Origin of the sequence: Formosa sejongensis, assembly GCF_033447105.1 — a bacterium.
Taxonomy (GTDB): Bacteria; Bacteroidota; Bacteroidia; order Flavobacteriales; family Flavobacteriaceae; genus Formosa.
The window spans coordinates 67,408-83,302 of record NZ_JAWQUN010000017.1; the positions used below are offsets into that span (position 1 = coordinate 67,408).

The window sequence follows — 15,895 nt, forward strand, 5'->3', positions numbered from 1 at the left end:
TTTATTTTTTTGTTGTGCAAAGGTAATTTTTAAAATAGGCTAATACGTACCTTTTATAAATATTTTATAGCGCCTTCATATTATTCTTAGCTGCTTCAAATTCAGTAATAATTTCTGAAACAATTTCCGAAACAGGTTGAATTTTATGAATTAATCCTGCTATTTGACCAATCTCTAATTCACCGTCTACTAAATCACCTTCAAACATGCCACGTTTAGAACGTCCTCGGCCTAATAATGCTTTAAGTTCGTCTGTAGTTGGTCCTGTTTTATATAACTCTTGAACGTCGTTATAAAACGTATTCTTAATTAAACGCACAGGAGCCAATTCTTTTAACGTCAGCTGCGTGTCTCCTTCTTTTGTATTGATTACCGTTTCTTTAAAACTTACATGTGCCGAAGATTCTTCGCTAGCCACAAAACGACTTCCAATTTGTACGCCGTCTGCCCCCAAAACCATAGCAGCTAACATGCCTTTTCCCGTAGCAATTCCTCCTGCTGCAATTAAAGGAATTTCTAACTGCTCCTTAACCATCGGAATTAATGTAAACGTAGTTGTTTCTTCTCGTCCATTATGTCCTCCTGCTTCAAAACCTTCCGCTACTACTGCATCTACGCCAGCTAATTGTGCTTTTAAAGCAAACTTGACACTACTAACTACGTGTACAACTATAATACCGCGTTCCTTTAACCAAGACGTCCAAGTTTTCGGATTTCCTGCTGAAGTAAATACAATTTTCACACCTTCTTCAACAATAATATTCATGATCTCCTCTATGTTAGGATATAACATCGGGACGTTTACTCCAAAAGGCTTATCTGTTGCTTTTTTACATTTCTGAATATGCTCGCGCAATACTTCTGGGTACATAGAACCCGCTCCTATTAATCCTAAAATTCCTGAATTACTAGCAGCAGATGCTAAACGCCAACCTGAATTCCAAATCATTCCAGCTTGAATAATGGGGTATTTAATATTGAATAATTGTGTGATGCTATTTGGCATTGACTTTTATAAGTTTTTTTACAATTGATTTTTCTGATGTCGAAATTTTCAACATATAGATCCCTGCTGAAAAAGCTGAAACATCTAATGCTTGTTGGTTTCTTAAAGTACTTTCTAAAATCTGTTTTCCTAAAACATCGAATACAACAACATTAATATCTGTAAGATCTGAAGCTATTTTAAAATAAATATTATTAGTTGTTGGGTTTGGATACATTACAAGCTGAAGTTCTTGTGTATTATCTTCTATTCCTAATGTTACATGTTGTAATGCTGTAGCTAAATTAGGAATACCAAATCCTAAAAAATAATCTGGTGTTGTATACTGAGAGGAAGATTCCCGTACTAATTGCTTCAGTTCAGTATGTGTTAAATCAGGCAATGCTTGCCATAAACAAGCCAATCCTCCTGCTAAAATGGGTGAACTAAATGATGTCCCATTTAAAGTACCAATCGTATTTCTTTTACTTACCACAACACTAGCCAAACCTTGAGCAGAAACATCTGGTTTTTGCGACGGCTGAATCGCTGACCCTTGCGAACTAAAAGAAGCGTAAACACCTAGAGCATCAACTGCACCTATAGAAAAAACAGCTTCAGCATCTGCAGGTGCACCAACACCTAATGCTCCCGAATTTCCAGCAGAACTAACCACTAAAATTCCTTTTTCAGAAGCTATTGTTGCACCTCTAGTTATATAGGTTGTTAGCCCATCTAAATCGGCATCTGAATAATCGTAATTCGGATTGTCGAAGTTTTTATATCCTAATGAAGAATTTATAATATCTACACCCAAACTGTCTGCACGTTCGGCTGCTTCTACCCAAAAACTTTCTTCTACTGGATTTTCACTTAAACCATCCTCTGTTCTAAATAAATAATAAGACGCATCTGGAGCTGTACCAACATATTCGTTTTCGATATATCCAGCCATAGTACTTAACACCCAAGTACCATGCTCGTCTTGACTATCTGCATACACATCGGTATTTCTGAATACAAAGTCATAGCTTCCAAGCAAATGTCCATTTTCTCTTAAATTTTGAAACGCACCAATGGTATTTACATTAGGAAAACCTCCATCTAAAACGGCAATTGTCATTCCTGTTCCTGTAAAATCACTATCATGCAAACTGTTGGCTTGAATCATTTCAACTTGATTTGATGTTCTTCCATACACAAAATCTGATTTTGATGCGACTTCAGAAAACGAGTCTTGCCTTACACTTTTACTAGTCGTTGTTATGTTTTTATCTGCAAAAATAATTTCAGAAACAAATGAAAAATCTAGTAAAGCACTTATTGATATTTCGGTACCTCTAACATGAACGGCGTTAAACCATTTCGATTTTGCAAAAACCAGAATACCTTCCTGCGATTTTAATTGAGTAATGTAACTTTCGTTTACGGGTACATCTCGTTCATCGATTAACACACCGTAACGTTGTTTTCTGTCTATTGCTTTCTGACTTAAAATTGTTGTGGGATTTGCTATTGAAGTCGCTACATTTTCCTTATCTGAAAAATATACCCATGCATCTTGTTGGCCAAAAACTTGAAGCTGAAAACCTATAATAAATAAGAAAAGTAATTTTGAGGTCATATGTATTTGTTTACCTCTACAAGTTAAGAAATAACTCCTGAACCTACTAATTCATCTTCCAAGTACCAAGCAACAAATTGTCCTTCTGTAATTGCTGATTGTGGAGCTTCAAATTCAACATATAAACCACTTTCAACTTTGTGTAATGTCGCTTTTTGTAACGGTTGTCTGTAACGAATTCTTGCCAAAAAATCCATAGTTTGGCCTGGTTGCAATTCCATATCTTCACGAATCCAATGCTCTTCTTCGTTTGTAACAAAAAGTGCAGATTTAAATAATCCAGGATGTGCATGACTTTGTCCGGTGTAAATTACATTTTCGTTTACATCTGTATCGATAACAAATAAGGGTTCTATAGTCCCACCAACTCCAAGACCTTTACGCTGACCTTTAGTAAAATAATGCGCACCTTGATGTTTCCCTACTATTTTTCCGTGGGATACTGCATATATTTTTTTGGTAGTTAAATATTCGAGTTCGTCCAATTTCGAATCAAATTCTGTTGGTATATTTTGATACAATTCACTATTTCTATCTATTTCAACAATTACACCTTCTTTTGGTTTTAATTGTTGCTGAAGAAACTCTGGCAAACGTACTTTCCCAATAAAACATAAACCTTGAGAATCTTTTTTATCGGCTGTTACTAAATCTAATTCTGTAGCAATTTTACGGACTTCAGGTTTAGTTAATTCACCAATTGGAAATAAAGCTTTCGCTAATTGATTTTGCGATAATTGACATAAAAAATACGATTGATCTTTATTACCATCTGCACCAGCCAAAAGCTGATAGATTTCATTTTCGCCTTCATTTATAATGCCTTTTCTACAATAATGTCCGGTAGCCACATAATCTGCTCCTAGTTCTAACGCGATTTTCATAAACACATCAAACTTAATCTCACGATTACAAAGCACATCTGGATTAGGAGTACGTCCGTTTTCGTATTCTTTAAACATATAATCTACAATACGCTCTTTATATTGCTCACTTAAATCGACTGTTTGAAAAGGAATACCTAGTTTTTCGGCAACCAACATAGCATCATTACTATCTTCAAGCCAAGGACATTCATCTGAAATAGTTACAGAGTCGTCGTGCCAATTTTTCATAAAAAGCCCGATAACCTCATAGCCTTGTTGCTGTAATACATATGCTGCAACGCTAGAATCTACACCACCCGAAAGTCCAACAATTACTCGTTTCATTTTTTATAGTTTAATCATGCAAAAGTATGCATTTAGGAAAGAAAACCTCCCGAATTAGGATAGTCCTAATCAGGGGATTTTATAAATATTTTATTGTTTCGCTGGATTTTTACTATAGTTTGTAAAATCCTTAGTATCGTCTAATTCTCCATCTTTATAATAGTTCCAAGTCCCAACTTTCTTGTCGTGTTTATAAGCACCTTCTGCAAGTAAATTCCCATCTAGGTCGTAATATTTAGACATCCCTTGCAAAAGATTGTTTTTATAATTAAACTCTTTTAAAACAATTTCTTTTTCCGAGTACCAAGTCGACTTACCTTCAAGCAAACCATTTTTATAAAAAGCACGTTCTGCAATTTTTCCATTATCATAATACACCAAACGCTCACCTTCTAATTTACCATTATCGTTAAAGGTTTCGATAATCATGATTTTATCTGAATTTTTATGGTAGTATTTCCATTCTCCGATATATAATTTGCCATTCATTTCACCTTTACTAATCACTTTTTTAGTAGATGTTAAGAACTCAACTTTAGCTATATCATTATTTGGATTAAATTCTTTAACGGCAGATAAGGTTGAAGTATTTCCTGTCTTCTTATAAAACTTAAAAGTCCCTATTTCCTTCCCATGAGAAAACTGGCCCTCGTACCTTATGATATTTGTGTTATCGAAATTCTTTTTCCAAACACCTTCTCGTTTTCCGTTAGCGTCTAACTGATTTATGCTTTGTGCCATTGCAGTACTTACAATACACAATATTAAAAGAGATAATAATTTTTTCATAATAACGTTCTTAAAAATCACAAGTAACAAAAAAGCTGCCAATTAAGGCAGCTTTAAATTATTTTTTAAGTTGTTTTTGCTGTTCTGCCTGCTCCATCATGTCCTTCATTTTCTTCTGAAAACGATTCTCCTTTTTGGGCTTCTTCTTATTCTCTTGAATTTTTGCGTGAATTTTATCTTCATCAATAATGAAGTTTTTAATTACTAACATAATACCAATAGTAATTAAGTTAGATACAAAATAATACAAACTCAAACCTGATGCGTAATTGTTAAAGAATACTAACATCATTATAGGAGAGAAATAAATCATATACTTCATCATTTTTCCCATATCAGGCATACCTTCTTGCGTTGGTTGAGATGCCACTTGTTGTCCTGTTGTCATTTTCATATAAAAGAAAATGGCTACAGATGCTAATATTGGGAATAAACTAATATGATCTCCATAAAAAGGAATCTTAAACGGTAATTCTGCAATGGTATCATAAGATGATAAATCGTCTGCCCAAAGGAAACTTTTGTGTCTTAAATCGAATGCCGAAGGAAAGAACTGAAACAAAGCATAGAATACTGGAATTTGTAATAATCCAGGTAAACACCCTGCCATAGGGCTTGCACCTGCTTTGCTGTATAAGGCCATTGTAGCTTGTTGCTTTTTCATGGCATTATCCTTAAACTTATCGTTTATTTCGTTAATCTCTGGTTTAAGTATTTTCATTTTTGCCTGAGATAAATACGATTTGTATGTTACTGGAGACATTACAATTCTAACTAAAATAGTCATTACTATAATGGCGATTCCGTAAGGTAACATGCCACTTAAAAAGGCAAATACAGGTACGAATACATAACGGTTAATCCAACCAAAAATACCCCAACCATAAGGGATACTATCGTCTAAACTATAAGCGTAATGCTTAAGAACGTTAATATCTGTAGGTCCGAAATAAAGCTTTAAAGGCTCATTAATTTCTCCACTTTGTAATTCTAATGGTATTTTAGATGTGAATAATTTTGTAAATACCGCATCGTCATCCCCTTTTTCTACTAAATCTTCAGAAAAGAAATCTACAGTTTTAAAAGGCTTTTCTGTAACTAAAATAGAACTGAAGAAATGTTGCCTGTAAGATAACCAAGTGACATCTTCTTCTATTTCGTCATCTTCTCCTGTTGGACTTAACTTTCCAACTTTTCCATCGTCGTGTTGGTAAGTTAAACGTGTATAACGATTTTCGTATTCCACACTTTTATCACCACGATACATTTTTTGTTTCCAATTTAAATCAACAGCTTGAGAGCTATTAATTATATCGCCTAAACCTTGAGATCTGATAGTAAAATCTACCATATAATTATCTGGTTTCAACTCATAACGGTATTCTAAAAACTTAGATTCGGACACTTTAAGTTTCATAGAAACTACGGTGTTATCACCATTTTTAGTTATTGTTGGTTCAAAATATAAATCCTGAGTATTTAAAACTCGGCTATCTGTTGTTCCAAAACTAATGTTGAAAGCAATGTTTTTATCTTTAATAAGGTATACTGGAAGAGAATCGTAATTATCGAATTTTCTAAGACGAAGTTCTGAAAGATATCCACCTTTATTACTGAATTTTAAATCAAATAATTCGGTTTTAACTTCAGTTTCGGTATTTGATGCTGAAGGTAACGTTGAAGAATACGCAAAAGCTCCTAATTTATTTTTAAGTCCAGCTAATTGTACAGAATCTGTAGCTGCTGTTACTGAAAAATCTTCAGTTGAAATTTCTAATGTTTCTTGTTGTTTTTCTTCTAATTTCTCAGCTTCAACTTGTTCTTGTTTGGCTTTCTCCTGAGCTGCTTCCTCTTCTGGAGTTGGCTGATTTTGCCAAAGCATAAACATTAAAATTCCAAAGATTAGGATAAATCCTACGACCGAATTAAGGTCTAATTTCTTTTCTTCCATTTAATTATATTCTAAGTATAAATTGAAATAATTCGGTTTAAATCGAAAAATTTCTTAGTGTGAGTATAGTACTCAAAAAGGTGACCACTTTTTAATTTTTGACAATGTGGCACTTATTTTTTCTTGTTTTCTAAAGCCGCTTTTACAAACGCTATAAATAAAGGATGTGGATTTGCCACGGTACTCTTATATTCTGGATGATATTGTACACCAACAAACCAAGGGTGAGATGGTACTTCTACAATCTCGACTAAATTTGTTTTTGGGTTTACTCCAGTGGCAATCATTCCTGCTGCCTCAATTTGCTTTCTATAATCACTATTAAATTCATAACGGTGTCTGTGGCGCTCTTCAATAATTTCCGACCCATAAACTTTTTTAGCAATACTATCGTCTGTTAAAGAACATTCCCAAGAGCCTAAACGCATCGTTCCTCCCATGTCTGTAACATTCTTTTGCTCCTCCATAATACTAATTACTGGATTTGAAGTTTTAGAATCCATTTCGGTAGAATTTGCATCTGCTATACCTAATACATTTCTAGAATATTCAATAACGGCCATTTGCATTCCTAAACAAATTCCTAAAAACGGAATATTGTTTTCTCTTACATAACGTACAGCATCTATTTTCCCTTCAATACCACGCTCTCCAAAACCTGGAGCAACTAAAACACCATTTAAATGTGCTAATTTTAGTTTGGCATTATCGGCATTTATATATTCTGAATGGATTGGTTCTACATTAACCTTTACTTCGTTTTCTGCACCTGCATGAATAAAAGCTTCTAAAATTGATTTGTAAGAATCTTGTAATTCTACATATTTACCAATTAAACCAATGGTAATTTCTGAAGTTGGATTTTTATGACGTTTTAAAAACTCATTCCATCTCGTTAAATCAGGAACACTACTATTTAAATTTAGTTTTTTAAGGACTACTTTATCTAAACCTTCTTCCAACATTAAATTTGGAACATCGTAAATGGTTGAAGCATCGATAGATTGAATAACGGCTTCTTCACGTACATTACAAAACAATGCTAATTTTTTACGTAAATCTTTTGGTAAATTATGCTCTGTTCTACAAACTAAAATATCTGCTTGCACACCACTTTCCATTAAGGTTTTTACACTGTGCTGTGTCGGTTTTGTTTTTAATTCTCCAGCTGCAGATAAATAGGGTACTAAAGTTAAATGGATCACAAGACCATTATCTTCACCTAAATCCCAACGCAATTGTCTAACCGCCTCAATATATGGTAACGACTCAATATCTCCTACAGTTCCTCCAATCTCAGTAATTACGATATCGTAATTACCTGACTTTCCTAAAATCTGAATACGTTCTTTAATTTCGTCTGTAATATGAGGAATAACTTGAACCGTTTTCCCTAGAAATTCACCACGACGTTCTTTTTCAATAACGCTTTGGTAAATTTTACCTGTAGTAACATTGTTTGCTTGACTTGTAGGCGTGTTTAAAAAACGCTCGTAATGACCTAAATCCAAATCTGTTTCTGCACCATCATCCGTAACATAACATTCACCATGTTCGTAAGGATTCAATGTACCTGGGTCTACATTAATATAAGGGTCTAATTTTTGAATTGTTACTCTGTAACCTTGAGATTGCAGTAATTTTGCCAATGATGCGGCAATAATTCCTTTTCCTAATGAAGATGTAACACCGCCGGTTACGAAAATATACTTTGTTGTAGTTGTCATGATGCGCTTTTAAACGCAGGCAAATTTACAAAGAACAATTGACAATTAAGTACGGTTATCTATTTTAATTCCGATTAAAACATGAACACTTTAATAATCTCATTACACTCACCTAAAACAACTCTAATCTATTATATATAAGCATATTATTTGTGATATATAAAAATTATGCTTTTTTAAATCTAAAGTTTTCAACAAAATAAGAAAGCTAATGGTTACATTTCTCTAGTTATTTATAGATTGATTAAAAATCGATTTATAAAGAGAGATATCTTATACGTTTAGAATAATTAAAAATAAATTAATTCGTTTTAGGATTCGGATATTTTTGCTTGATATTCCGAATAAGATCTTCTAATCCGTTCAATTTTAATTCGTAAACCATTCGCAACTGATCTCCTATTTTTCCTTTAGGAAAACCTTTATTATTATACCAAACCACATAAAACTCGGGTAAATCTATTAAAAATCGATCTTTATATTTCCCGTATGGCATTTTGGTATGTGCCAACTCAATTAAAATATCTCGATTAAGCTGATCCATAATACATGTGTTTTTTGATATTGCTAAACTGTAAGTTGTAATAAGAATTACAGCGTCTTTAATTTACTTCCAATTGAAAGTAATAACTTTTTCAATATCTGGATGAAGACTAAAATGTACAGGACACGTATTTGCTGTATGCTCTAAAATTTTACGCGTTTTATCATCTGCTTGAAATGGAAAATGAAAGACAACTTCTATTTTAGAAATCCTTCTTGGGTCTATAGACATCGTTTTGGTTACTTCTGCAGTAGTTCCTTCCATATTTACATTTAAACCGCTTGCTTTAATTCCCATTACAGTCATCATACAATTCGCTAATCCTGTCGCAACAGTATCTGTTGGAGAAAAGGCTTCTCCTTTACCATTATTATCAACAGGAGCATCTGTTACAAATGTATTTCCAGATTGGATATGTAAGTTTTCGGTATGTAAACCACCTAGATATGTTACTTTAGAAGTCATAATTTTAATCTTTTACTTCAACAATTTTTAAATCATCGTATTTCAATAAATACACGGCATCGTTATAATACCCACCAAAAGGTGTCTTTTTGTATGCAAATTTATTTTCAACATATTCGGTTAAAGGAGCATCACTTACAGAATCGTATAAGTTTGTTGAAGTCATCAATCTAAGCACAACATCCATAGTAACATCAAAACCTCTTACGGCAATTTTATTAGGTGTTAAACCATAAATTTCGGTATATGTTTTTACAAATCCGTTATCTAAATCATCATCAAAAGATTTTGAAATGGATGCATAGTGAAAATGTAAATTAGACAAATGCTGATTAGAAACTTCGCTACTCTCGAAAGCATCATTCATTTCTGTTGTTGCCAACACAATTTGAATATTTTCTGTGTTTAATGAATTTAAAATACCTGTAACATTAGAAGCATAACCGGCGATTTCTGTTTCTAAAAACACAACATTTTTACCTGGTTTTAGATATTTAGAAATGTCTGAAACCTGAATATAAAATCCCTCCTTACCGTTTTTATCTTTTCGAGACCTCACTACAGATGCTCCAACAAAAGCCGATTTTAAATCACCACTTTTTAATTCACTTTTAGAGTCGAAAATTAAAATAGTATTAGTTAAACTATCACGTGCTTTAAAATAATTTAAAATTTTATTTTTCAATAAGCCTTCAGCAGGTCGAGATTGAAATGTATTGTTCGATAATTTAACTGTTTTAGTTATTGGAGACACAACAGGCACATTATAAATACTTAATTTGTCTGCAGCATATTCCACACTAGACTGGGTTAACGGGCCAATAATAGCATCTAATTCTTCAAAATTATGATCGCGAATTAAATTGCTAATCGTACTCGTTTTATTTTCGGTATCGTACACATCAACTTTTGCAGAAACGCCTAATTTCTTTAGTGAATCTAAGGCAATTAATACACCGGATTGAAATTCTAAAGAGAAATTTAAATAGCTATCTTTTCGAATTTGATTCATTGTACCCTGAATAGAATCGAAAGACACTTTATTCAGATTAAATGGCAATAAAACGGCGATGTGTTTTGTACCTGAATTAAATTTTCTTTTCTCTAAATCGGAAGCAACTAAAGTATTATCTGAAATCATTCCTGTCACATCATCATCTACTTTTTTAGGCACTTTAAGCACCATCCCAACCTTTAATTCGGATCCTACTAATTGCGGATTCAAGGCTTCAAGTTCAGATTTCTCTAATCCTAATTTTACCTTTAAGCGGTAAAAACCTTCTTTAGGTTGTACTTCGTAATAATCGTATTTTTCTTCGACAACCTTTTCATTCGTATCTGGAATATTTGGTACTCTAATTGTATCTCCTACTTTTAAAACTTCGGCCATATCTGGATTTAAAGCTTCTAAATCTTCAATAGTAATTCCAAACTTATAAGCCACACGCCATTTGCCTTCTTTAGGCAATACCACGTAAGGCTTTGTTAAATCGACAACTGTAGCCACTTCTTCTAAAACCTGTTTAGTTGTAAAGATTGGAATTCTAACTTTTGTGCCTTTTCTTAAGGGTTCTGAATATAAAAAAGTGTTCGCCTTTTTAATTTCATCCTCAGTAACTTTATATTCCTTTGCAATGCTATAAAGTGTTTCTTTACGCTTTATACGAATTTGCTTATAACTTGTAATTTCCTTAACCGTAGACAATTCTGCTTGAACTTGGGTTTTTGGAATAATTAAAACCATATTGGGTCTCAATCCATTTTTAGCATCAGGATTTAATGCATATATATCGTTAACAGTTACCATATATACTTTGGCAATATCCTCTATTTTCTCATTTTGTGTTACTTTATGTGTCTTATAATTTTGAGCAAACACATGGCTAGTCACCATTAAAAGCATTACAAAAACGACTAAAAACTTTTTCATTCAATATGGTTTAATTCGAAAAAAATTATTTTAATATACTTTTATTCCCACTCTATTGTTGCAGGTGGTTTCGAGCTAATATCGTATACTACTCTATTAACGCCTTTTACTTTATTTATTATATCGTTCGATGTTTTTTGTAAAAACTCGTAAGGTAAATTTACCCAATCTGCAGTCATTCCATCGGTACTTTCAACAGCTCTAAGTGCTACGCATTTTTCGTATGTACGCTCATCACCCATAACTCCAACGCTATTCACTGGCAATAACATGGCGCCTGCTTGCCATACTTTATCATATAAGCCCCATTCTTTTAATCCGTTAATAAAGATTGCATCTACTTCTTGTAATATACGCACTTTTTCAGCAGTTATATCTCCCAAAATACGTATTCCAAGTCCTGGTCCTGGGAACGGATGACGACCTAATAATTCCGGATCGATACCTAAAGTGGCACCTACACGTCTAACTTCATCTTTAAAAATAGCACGTAAAGGTTCAACAATTTTAAGTTTCATAAAGTCTGGTAATCCACCAACATTATGATGACTCTTTATCGTTGCAGAAGGTCCGCCTGTAGCAGAAACACTTTCAATAACATCTGGATAAATAGTCCCTTGAGCTAACCATTTTACATCGGTTAATTTATGAGCTTCATCATCGAAAACCTCAATAAATGAGTTTCCAATAGCTTTACGTTTTTTCTCAGGATCTTCAAGACCTACCAATGCTTCTAGGAAACGCTTTGAAGCATCTACACCTTTTACATTAAGTCCCATGCCTTCGTATTGTTTTAAAACGCTTTCGAATTCATTTTTACGAAGTAATCCATTATTTACGAAAATACAATATAAGTTTTCTCCAATCGCTTTGTTTAAAAGCACAGCGGCAACTGTAGAATCTACACCTCCTGATAAGCCTAAAACCACTTTATCGTTCCCTACTTTTGCTTGAATAGCCGCAACGGTTTCTTCAACAAAAGAGTCTGGTGTCCAGTCTTGTTTAAGACCCGCTATTTTAACTAAAAAGTTTTCTAATAATTGTTTCCCATCCGTAGAGTGATATACTTCAGGGTGAAATTGAATCGCGTACGTTTCTTCGCCTTCAATTTTATATGCTGCATTAGCAACGTCGTTTGTACTCGCTATTAAAACACCATGTGTTGGTAACGTTTTAATCGTGTCGCTGTGGCTCATCCAAACTTGGCTACCTTCTGAAATATTTTCAAAAAACACTTCGTTATCTTTAATATAAGACAAGTTAGCACGACCATATTCGCGAGTGCTAGAAGGCGCTACTTCTCCACCAGAAAAATGTGCTAAATATTGCGCACCATAACATACTGCCAATAAAGGCTTTTTAGTACGAATATGTTCTAATTCGGGATGTAAAGCGTCTTCTCCTCTTACAGAAATTGGACTTCCAGAGAGTATAACAGCCTTATAGCTTTCTATATCGGTTGGAATTTTATTAAATGGGTGTATTTCGGAATAAATGTTGAGTTCTCGAACTCTACGGGCAATAAGCTGTGTGTATTGCGATCCGAAGTCTAAAATTAATACCTTGTCGTGTTGCATGCGCAAAATTAATATTTATATTTTATTTGAAAAGTTTGAGACAAACTTTATTCCATTGTTTTCAATATTTCTTCGATATCCTGCTCTGTCGTGTCAGGATTTATAAAACAGAATCGTGAAACCGTTTCATAAGTATCTCCAGATTTCCATTTTGTAGGTGTTACAAGTGCAAATCCTTTTTCATGATTTTCGTAAGTCCAATGTGTATAATCTTCAGGTGTCCATCCTATTCTTCTGTATAACACACAAGATAAACTTGGATCGCGAACTAATTCTACATCAGGATGTGCAGAAATTAATCGGCCTGCAATTTGTGCCAATTCAATACCACGCTCTACAGCTTCTTTATAACGATCTGTTCCGTGTGTTGCTAATGAAAACCATAAAGGTAATCCACGTACACGACGGGTTAATTGTATTTGATAATCGGTTGGATTAAACCCATGAGCACCTTCATCTTTAAAAATATCTAAATACGATCCTTGTTGTGAGTGTGCGTTTTTAGCTAATTCTGGATCTCTATATAAAACGGCTCCACAATCATAAGGTGAAAACATCCATTTATGAGGATCGATTGTGATACTATCTGCATTTTCAATTCCATTAAATAAATGTCTTACAGAATCGGCAACTAAAGCACCTCCTCCATAAGCAGCATCTACATGCAACCACAAATTTTCTGTTTTACATATCGCAGAAATCGCTTCCAAATCGTCTATAATTCCAGCATTTGTTGTTCCTCCAGTAGCGACAACGGCAAACAAACGTTCACGCTGATCTGCTGATAAGCTATCTATTGTTTTTTGCAAATCTACACCTTCTAAACGGTCTTCAGTATCGACTAATAATACGTCTAAATCGGCTACTTTTGCCATAGCTTTTATAGAAGAATGCGCACCAATAGAGGTAATAATTAATCCTTTTTGATTTTTATGAGCATCTTTAAGACTTCTCCAATATTCTCTTGCCGTAACAATTGCTGAAAGATTTGCTGCTGTACCACCACTTGTAAATACTCCAAAAGCGCCTTCTGGCAATCCAGTTAGAGATACAATCCATTTCATAGCTTCGTTTTCACAGAAAATCCCACCTGCACCTTCCATCCAATATGCGCCGTGAATACTAGATGCTGAAGTTACTAAATCGAACATAATAGCTGCACGTGTTGGTGCTGCAGGAACAAATGCAAGATTTCTAGGATGGTCTACAGGTACATTGGCTTTCACTAAATGCTTTTTCCATAAATTAAAAGCGACTTCTCCACCTATTCCTTTTTCGGTAATCGTTTCTCCAACCAAAGCTTTTAATTCTTCGGCCTTTTTAGGTTTACCTATTTTACGTTCGGTAGTAGAAATTCTTTCAATGGCATATTTCATGACATCCAAGGTCATCTCTACCAAATCCAAATCTACTTTATGCATGCTATTTTTCACAAATTGAGTATTAAAAATTCTTGTTTCAATGGTTGCAAATCTAACACTAACTGTGGGATTAATTGGTCTCCAAACTCAAGATATAATTCAGAAAAATTTGTAGCCCGTTCTTGCAAACTTTGATTCGGAAATAATTGATTTTGTAAATCTGTCATTCGCGAAACCTGATCGGCTAATTTCTTTTTTTGTGCTTTTAACAATCGTTTTTCCAAATGTTCTAAGCCTTTGATCTGCTTGTGCTCTTGTGCTTTTACAGCACCTAAAAATGAAGCGTCTGTTTGTTCGGCTAAAGTATACATGCCTTCAAATTGTTGTTGAAGATGTTCTTTTTGTGATGAAAAATCGATATCTATATTCGAAATTTTTCTCACTTTTTTATTTATGAATGTGTCGCGTTTTAAAAACAAATCACGATTAGTAATCTCTAAATTGTCTAATTTTTTAGCTTGTTGCTGTGTTTTTATTAAAACTGAATTTCTTAACAACAACATCGGAAATGGCACTTTTACAGCTACAAAGTAATCCTTCAATTGCAACCAATAAGCCAATTCTCCTCCTCCACCAATATAGCATAAGTTTGGTAAAATGACTTCCTGATATAACGGACGCATAATTACATTTGGCGAAAAACGTTCTGGAGATTCATGTATTTCCTTCAGAATTTCATCTTTAGAGAATGTGATTTTCGTGTTGATTACTTTATATACATCATCTTCGAAAATAATACGTTCACGACTGTTTTTAGATAAATAGAACAAATTGATCTCTCGAGGATTAACTTGAATATTATAATCTGTCTCTGGAATTGCCGTAAGTAATTCGTTCGTCTTAGAGACTTCTTGCGAGGAAATCTGAGACAGAATATCTTGTTCTATATAGGGTATAAAAGCACGTTTTAAATCTTTCTGATTCGCATCTATAATCACCAAACCTAAATCTGAAAATAAAAAATTTGCTAAATACCTTGTCGCATCTGCAAGATTGTCATGTTTCAGATACGCTTCAGAAAACAATGTTCGCAATTCATCTGCAGCTTTTCCAATACCTAATTCTTTAGTGTATAATTCGAAAACAGCATCTAAGCCTTTTGTAGAAAATTCTCCAACTGCTCCTCCATCTTTACGATTCCATTGAATTTTCTTTCCTTTAAAGTTGAAGTAATTAATTTCGTCGAAATCATGATCTTCGGTAGCCATCCAGTAGATGGGTACAAAATGCTGATTTGGGTAAGCAACCTTTAATTCCTTAGTTAAATTAATGGTCGATACAATTTTATATAAGAAATACAACGGCCCAGTGAACAGATTTAATTGATGTCCAGTGGTAACGGTAAAAGTATTGGATTCTTTTAAAAGTGAAATATTTAACTGCGTAGCTTCCGAAGGTTTTAAATCGGCATATTGTTGTTCCAATACCGATGCTAAAACTTGCCTATGAGAAGCTGACAATCCTGTAAAATCCGATTTTTCTTTTATCTGAGCTTCAAAATTCTCAAGGCTAGGAAAACGATTGTAGAACCGTTTTAATTCAGGTTTTTCTTCTAAATAATCACAAATTAGTGATGAAAAATATTGGGTATCTCTAAACGGAACGCAGTCAGTTGGCATAAATAAATCAAATTTATTGTAAATATACAGTTATTAGAATTTTCAAATCTAA

The 15,895-nt window shown here is 33.7% G+C and carries 12 protein-coding genes; all 12 read right to left on the minus strand.

Features of this window, described 5'->3' with window-relative positions; all coding sequences use genetic code 11:
• Positions 1–64: 64 nt before the first annotated feature.
• Positions 65–1,006, minus strand: coding sequence for an NAD(P)H-dependent flavin oxidoreductase (locus R6X41_RS14700; RefSeq protein WP_318501102.1), 942 nt, complete (start codon positions 1,004–1,006; stop codon positions 65–67).
• Positions 996–2,609 (minus strand): S8 family serine peptidase, encoded by a 1,614-nt coding sequence (locus R6X41_RS14705; RefSeq protein WP_318501103.1) that lies wholly within the window; start codon positions 2,607–2,609, stop codon positions 996–998. The genes R6X41_RS14700 and R6X41_RS14705 overlap by 11 nt, the downstream gene beginning before the upstream one ends.
• A 23-nt stretch (positions 2,610–2,632) precedes the next feature.
• The gene (mnmA, locus tag R6X41_RS14710) at positions 2,633–3,820 is read right to left on the minus strand and encodes a tRNA 2-thiouridine(34) synthase MnmA (RefSeq protein WP_318501104.1); all 1,188 of its coding nucleotides are present in this window, start codon (positions 3,818–3,820) and stop codon (positions 2,633–2,635) included.
• 90 nt (positions 3,821–3,910) lie between these two features.
• Entirely contained in the window at positions 3,911–4,609 is a 699-nt protein-coding gene (locus R6X41_RS14715) for a toxin-antitoxin system YwqK family antitoxin (protein ID WP_318501105.1), read from the minus strand.
• A 58-nt stretch (positions 4,610–4,667) separates the two neighbouring features.
• Positions 4,668–6,560 carry a membrane protein insertase YidC gene (yidC, locus tag R6X41_RS14720; protein WP_318501106.1) on the minus strand — a complete coding sequence of 631 codons (1,893 nt, stop codon included), beginning with the start codon at positions 6,558–6,560 and terminating at the stop codon, positions 4,668–4,670.
• 113 nt (positions 6,561–6,673) lie between these two features.
• The gene (pyrG, locus tag R6X41_RS14725) at positions 6,674–8,287 is read right to left on the minus strand and encodes a CTP synthase (RefSeq protein ID WP_318501107.1); all 1,614 of its coding nucleotides are present in this window, start codon (positions 8,285–8,287) and stop codon (positions 6,674–6,676) included.
• Between the two features lie 301 nt (positions 8,288–8,588).
• Positions 8,589–8,831 carry a DUF3820 family protein gene (locus R6X41_RS14730; RefSeq protein WP_318501108.1) on the minus strand — a complete coding sequence of 81 codons (243 nt, stop codon included), beginning with the start codon at positions 8,829–8,831 and terminating at the stop codon, positions 8,589–8,591.
• 63 nt (positions 8,832–8,894) lie between these two features.
• A complete protein-coding gene (locus tag R6X41_RS14735) occupies positions 8,895–9,296 on the minus strand; it encodes an OsmC family protein (RefSeq protein WP_318501109.1) in 402 nt (133 codons plus the stop codon).
• A gap of 4 nt (positions 9,297–9,300) precedes the next feature.
• On the minus strand, positions 9,301–11,226 hold the full coding sequence (locus R6X41_RS14740; protein ID WP_318501110.1) for a PBP1 and LysM peptidoglycan-binding domain-containing protein: 1,926 nt from the start codon (positions 11,224–11,226) through the stop codon (positions 9,301–9,303).
• A gap of 41 nt (positions 11,227–11,267) precedes the next feature.
• Positions 11,268–12,803: a glutamine-hydrolyzing GMP synthase gene (gene guaA, locus R6X41_RS14745; RefSeq protein WP_318501111.1), complete on the minus strand. Its 1,536-nt coding sequence runs from the start codon at positions 12,801–12,803 to the stop codon at positions 11,268–11,270.
• Positions 12,804–12,850: 47 nt separating this feature from the next.
• Positions 12,851–14,224 (minus strand): pyridoxal phosphate-dependent decarboxylase family protein, encoded by a 1,374-nt coding sequence (locus R6X41_RS14750; RefSeq protein ID WP_318501112.1) that lies wholly within the window; start codon positions 14,222–14,224, stop codon positions 12,851–12,853.
• An 8-nt stretch (positions 14,225–14,232) separates the two neighbouring features.
• Positions 14,233–15,843 carry a bacillithiol biosynthesis cysteine-adding enzyme BshC gene (gene bshC, locus R6X41_RS14755; protein ID WP_318501113.1) on the minus strand — a complete coding sequence of 537 codons (1,611 nt, stop codon included), beginning with the start codon at positions 15,841–15,843 and terminating at the stop codon, positions 14,233–14,235.
• Positions 15,844–15,895: the final 52 nt, after the last annotated feature.

Coding starts and splice junctions, on each gene's coding strand:
- R6X41_RS14700 (WP_318501102.1), bottom strand. CDS start 1,006: ATGCCAAATAGCATCACACAATTATTCAATATTAAATACCCCATTATT.
- R6X41_RS14705 (WP_318501103.1), bottom strand. CDS start 2,609: ATGACCTCAAAATTACTTTTCTTATTTATTATAGGTTTTCAGCTTCAA.
- mnmA (WP_318501104.1), bottom strand. CDS start 3,820: ATGAAACGAGTAATTGTTGGACTTTCGGGTGGTGTAGATTCTAGCGTT.
- R6X41_RS14715 (WP_318501105.1), bottom strand. CDS start 4,609: ATGAAAAAATTATTATCTCTTTTAATATTGTGTATTGTAAGTACTGCA.
- yidC (WP_318501106.1), bottom strand. CDS start 6,560: ATGGAAGAAAAGAAATTAGACCTTAATTCGGTCGTAGGATTTATCCTA.
- pyrG (WP_318501107.1), bottom strand. CDS start 8,287: ATGACAACTACAACAAAGTATATTTTCGTAACCGGCGGTGTTACATCT.
- R6X41_RS14730 (WP_318501108.1), bottom strand. CDS start 8,831: ATGGATCAGCTTAATCGAGATATTTTAATTGAGTTGGCACATACCAAA.
- R6X41_RS14735 (WP_318501109.1), bottom strand. CDS start 9,296: ATGACTTCTAAAGTAACATATCTAGGTGGTTTACATACCGAAAACTTA.
- R6X41_RS14740 (WP_318501110.1), bottom strand. CDS start 11,226: ATGAAAAAGTTTTTAGTCGTTTTTGTAATGCTTTTAATGGTGACTAGC.
- guaA (WP_318501111.1), bottom strand. CDS start 12,803: ATGCAACACGACAAGGTATTAATTTTAGACTTCGGATCGCAATACACA.
- R6X41_RS14750 (WP_318501112.1), bottom strand. CDS start 14,224: ATGCATAAAGTAGATTTGGATTTGGTAGAGATGACCTTGGATGTCATG.
- bshC (WP_318501113.1), bottom strand. CDS start 15,843: ATGCCAACTGACTGCGTTCCGTTTAGAGATACCCAATATTTTTCATCA.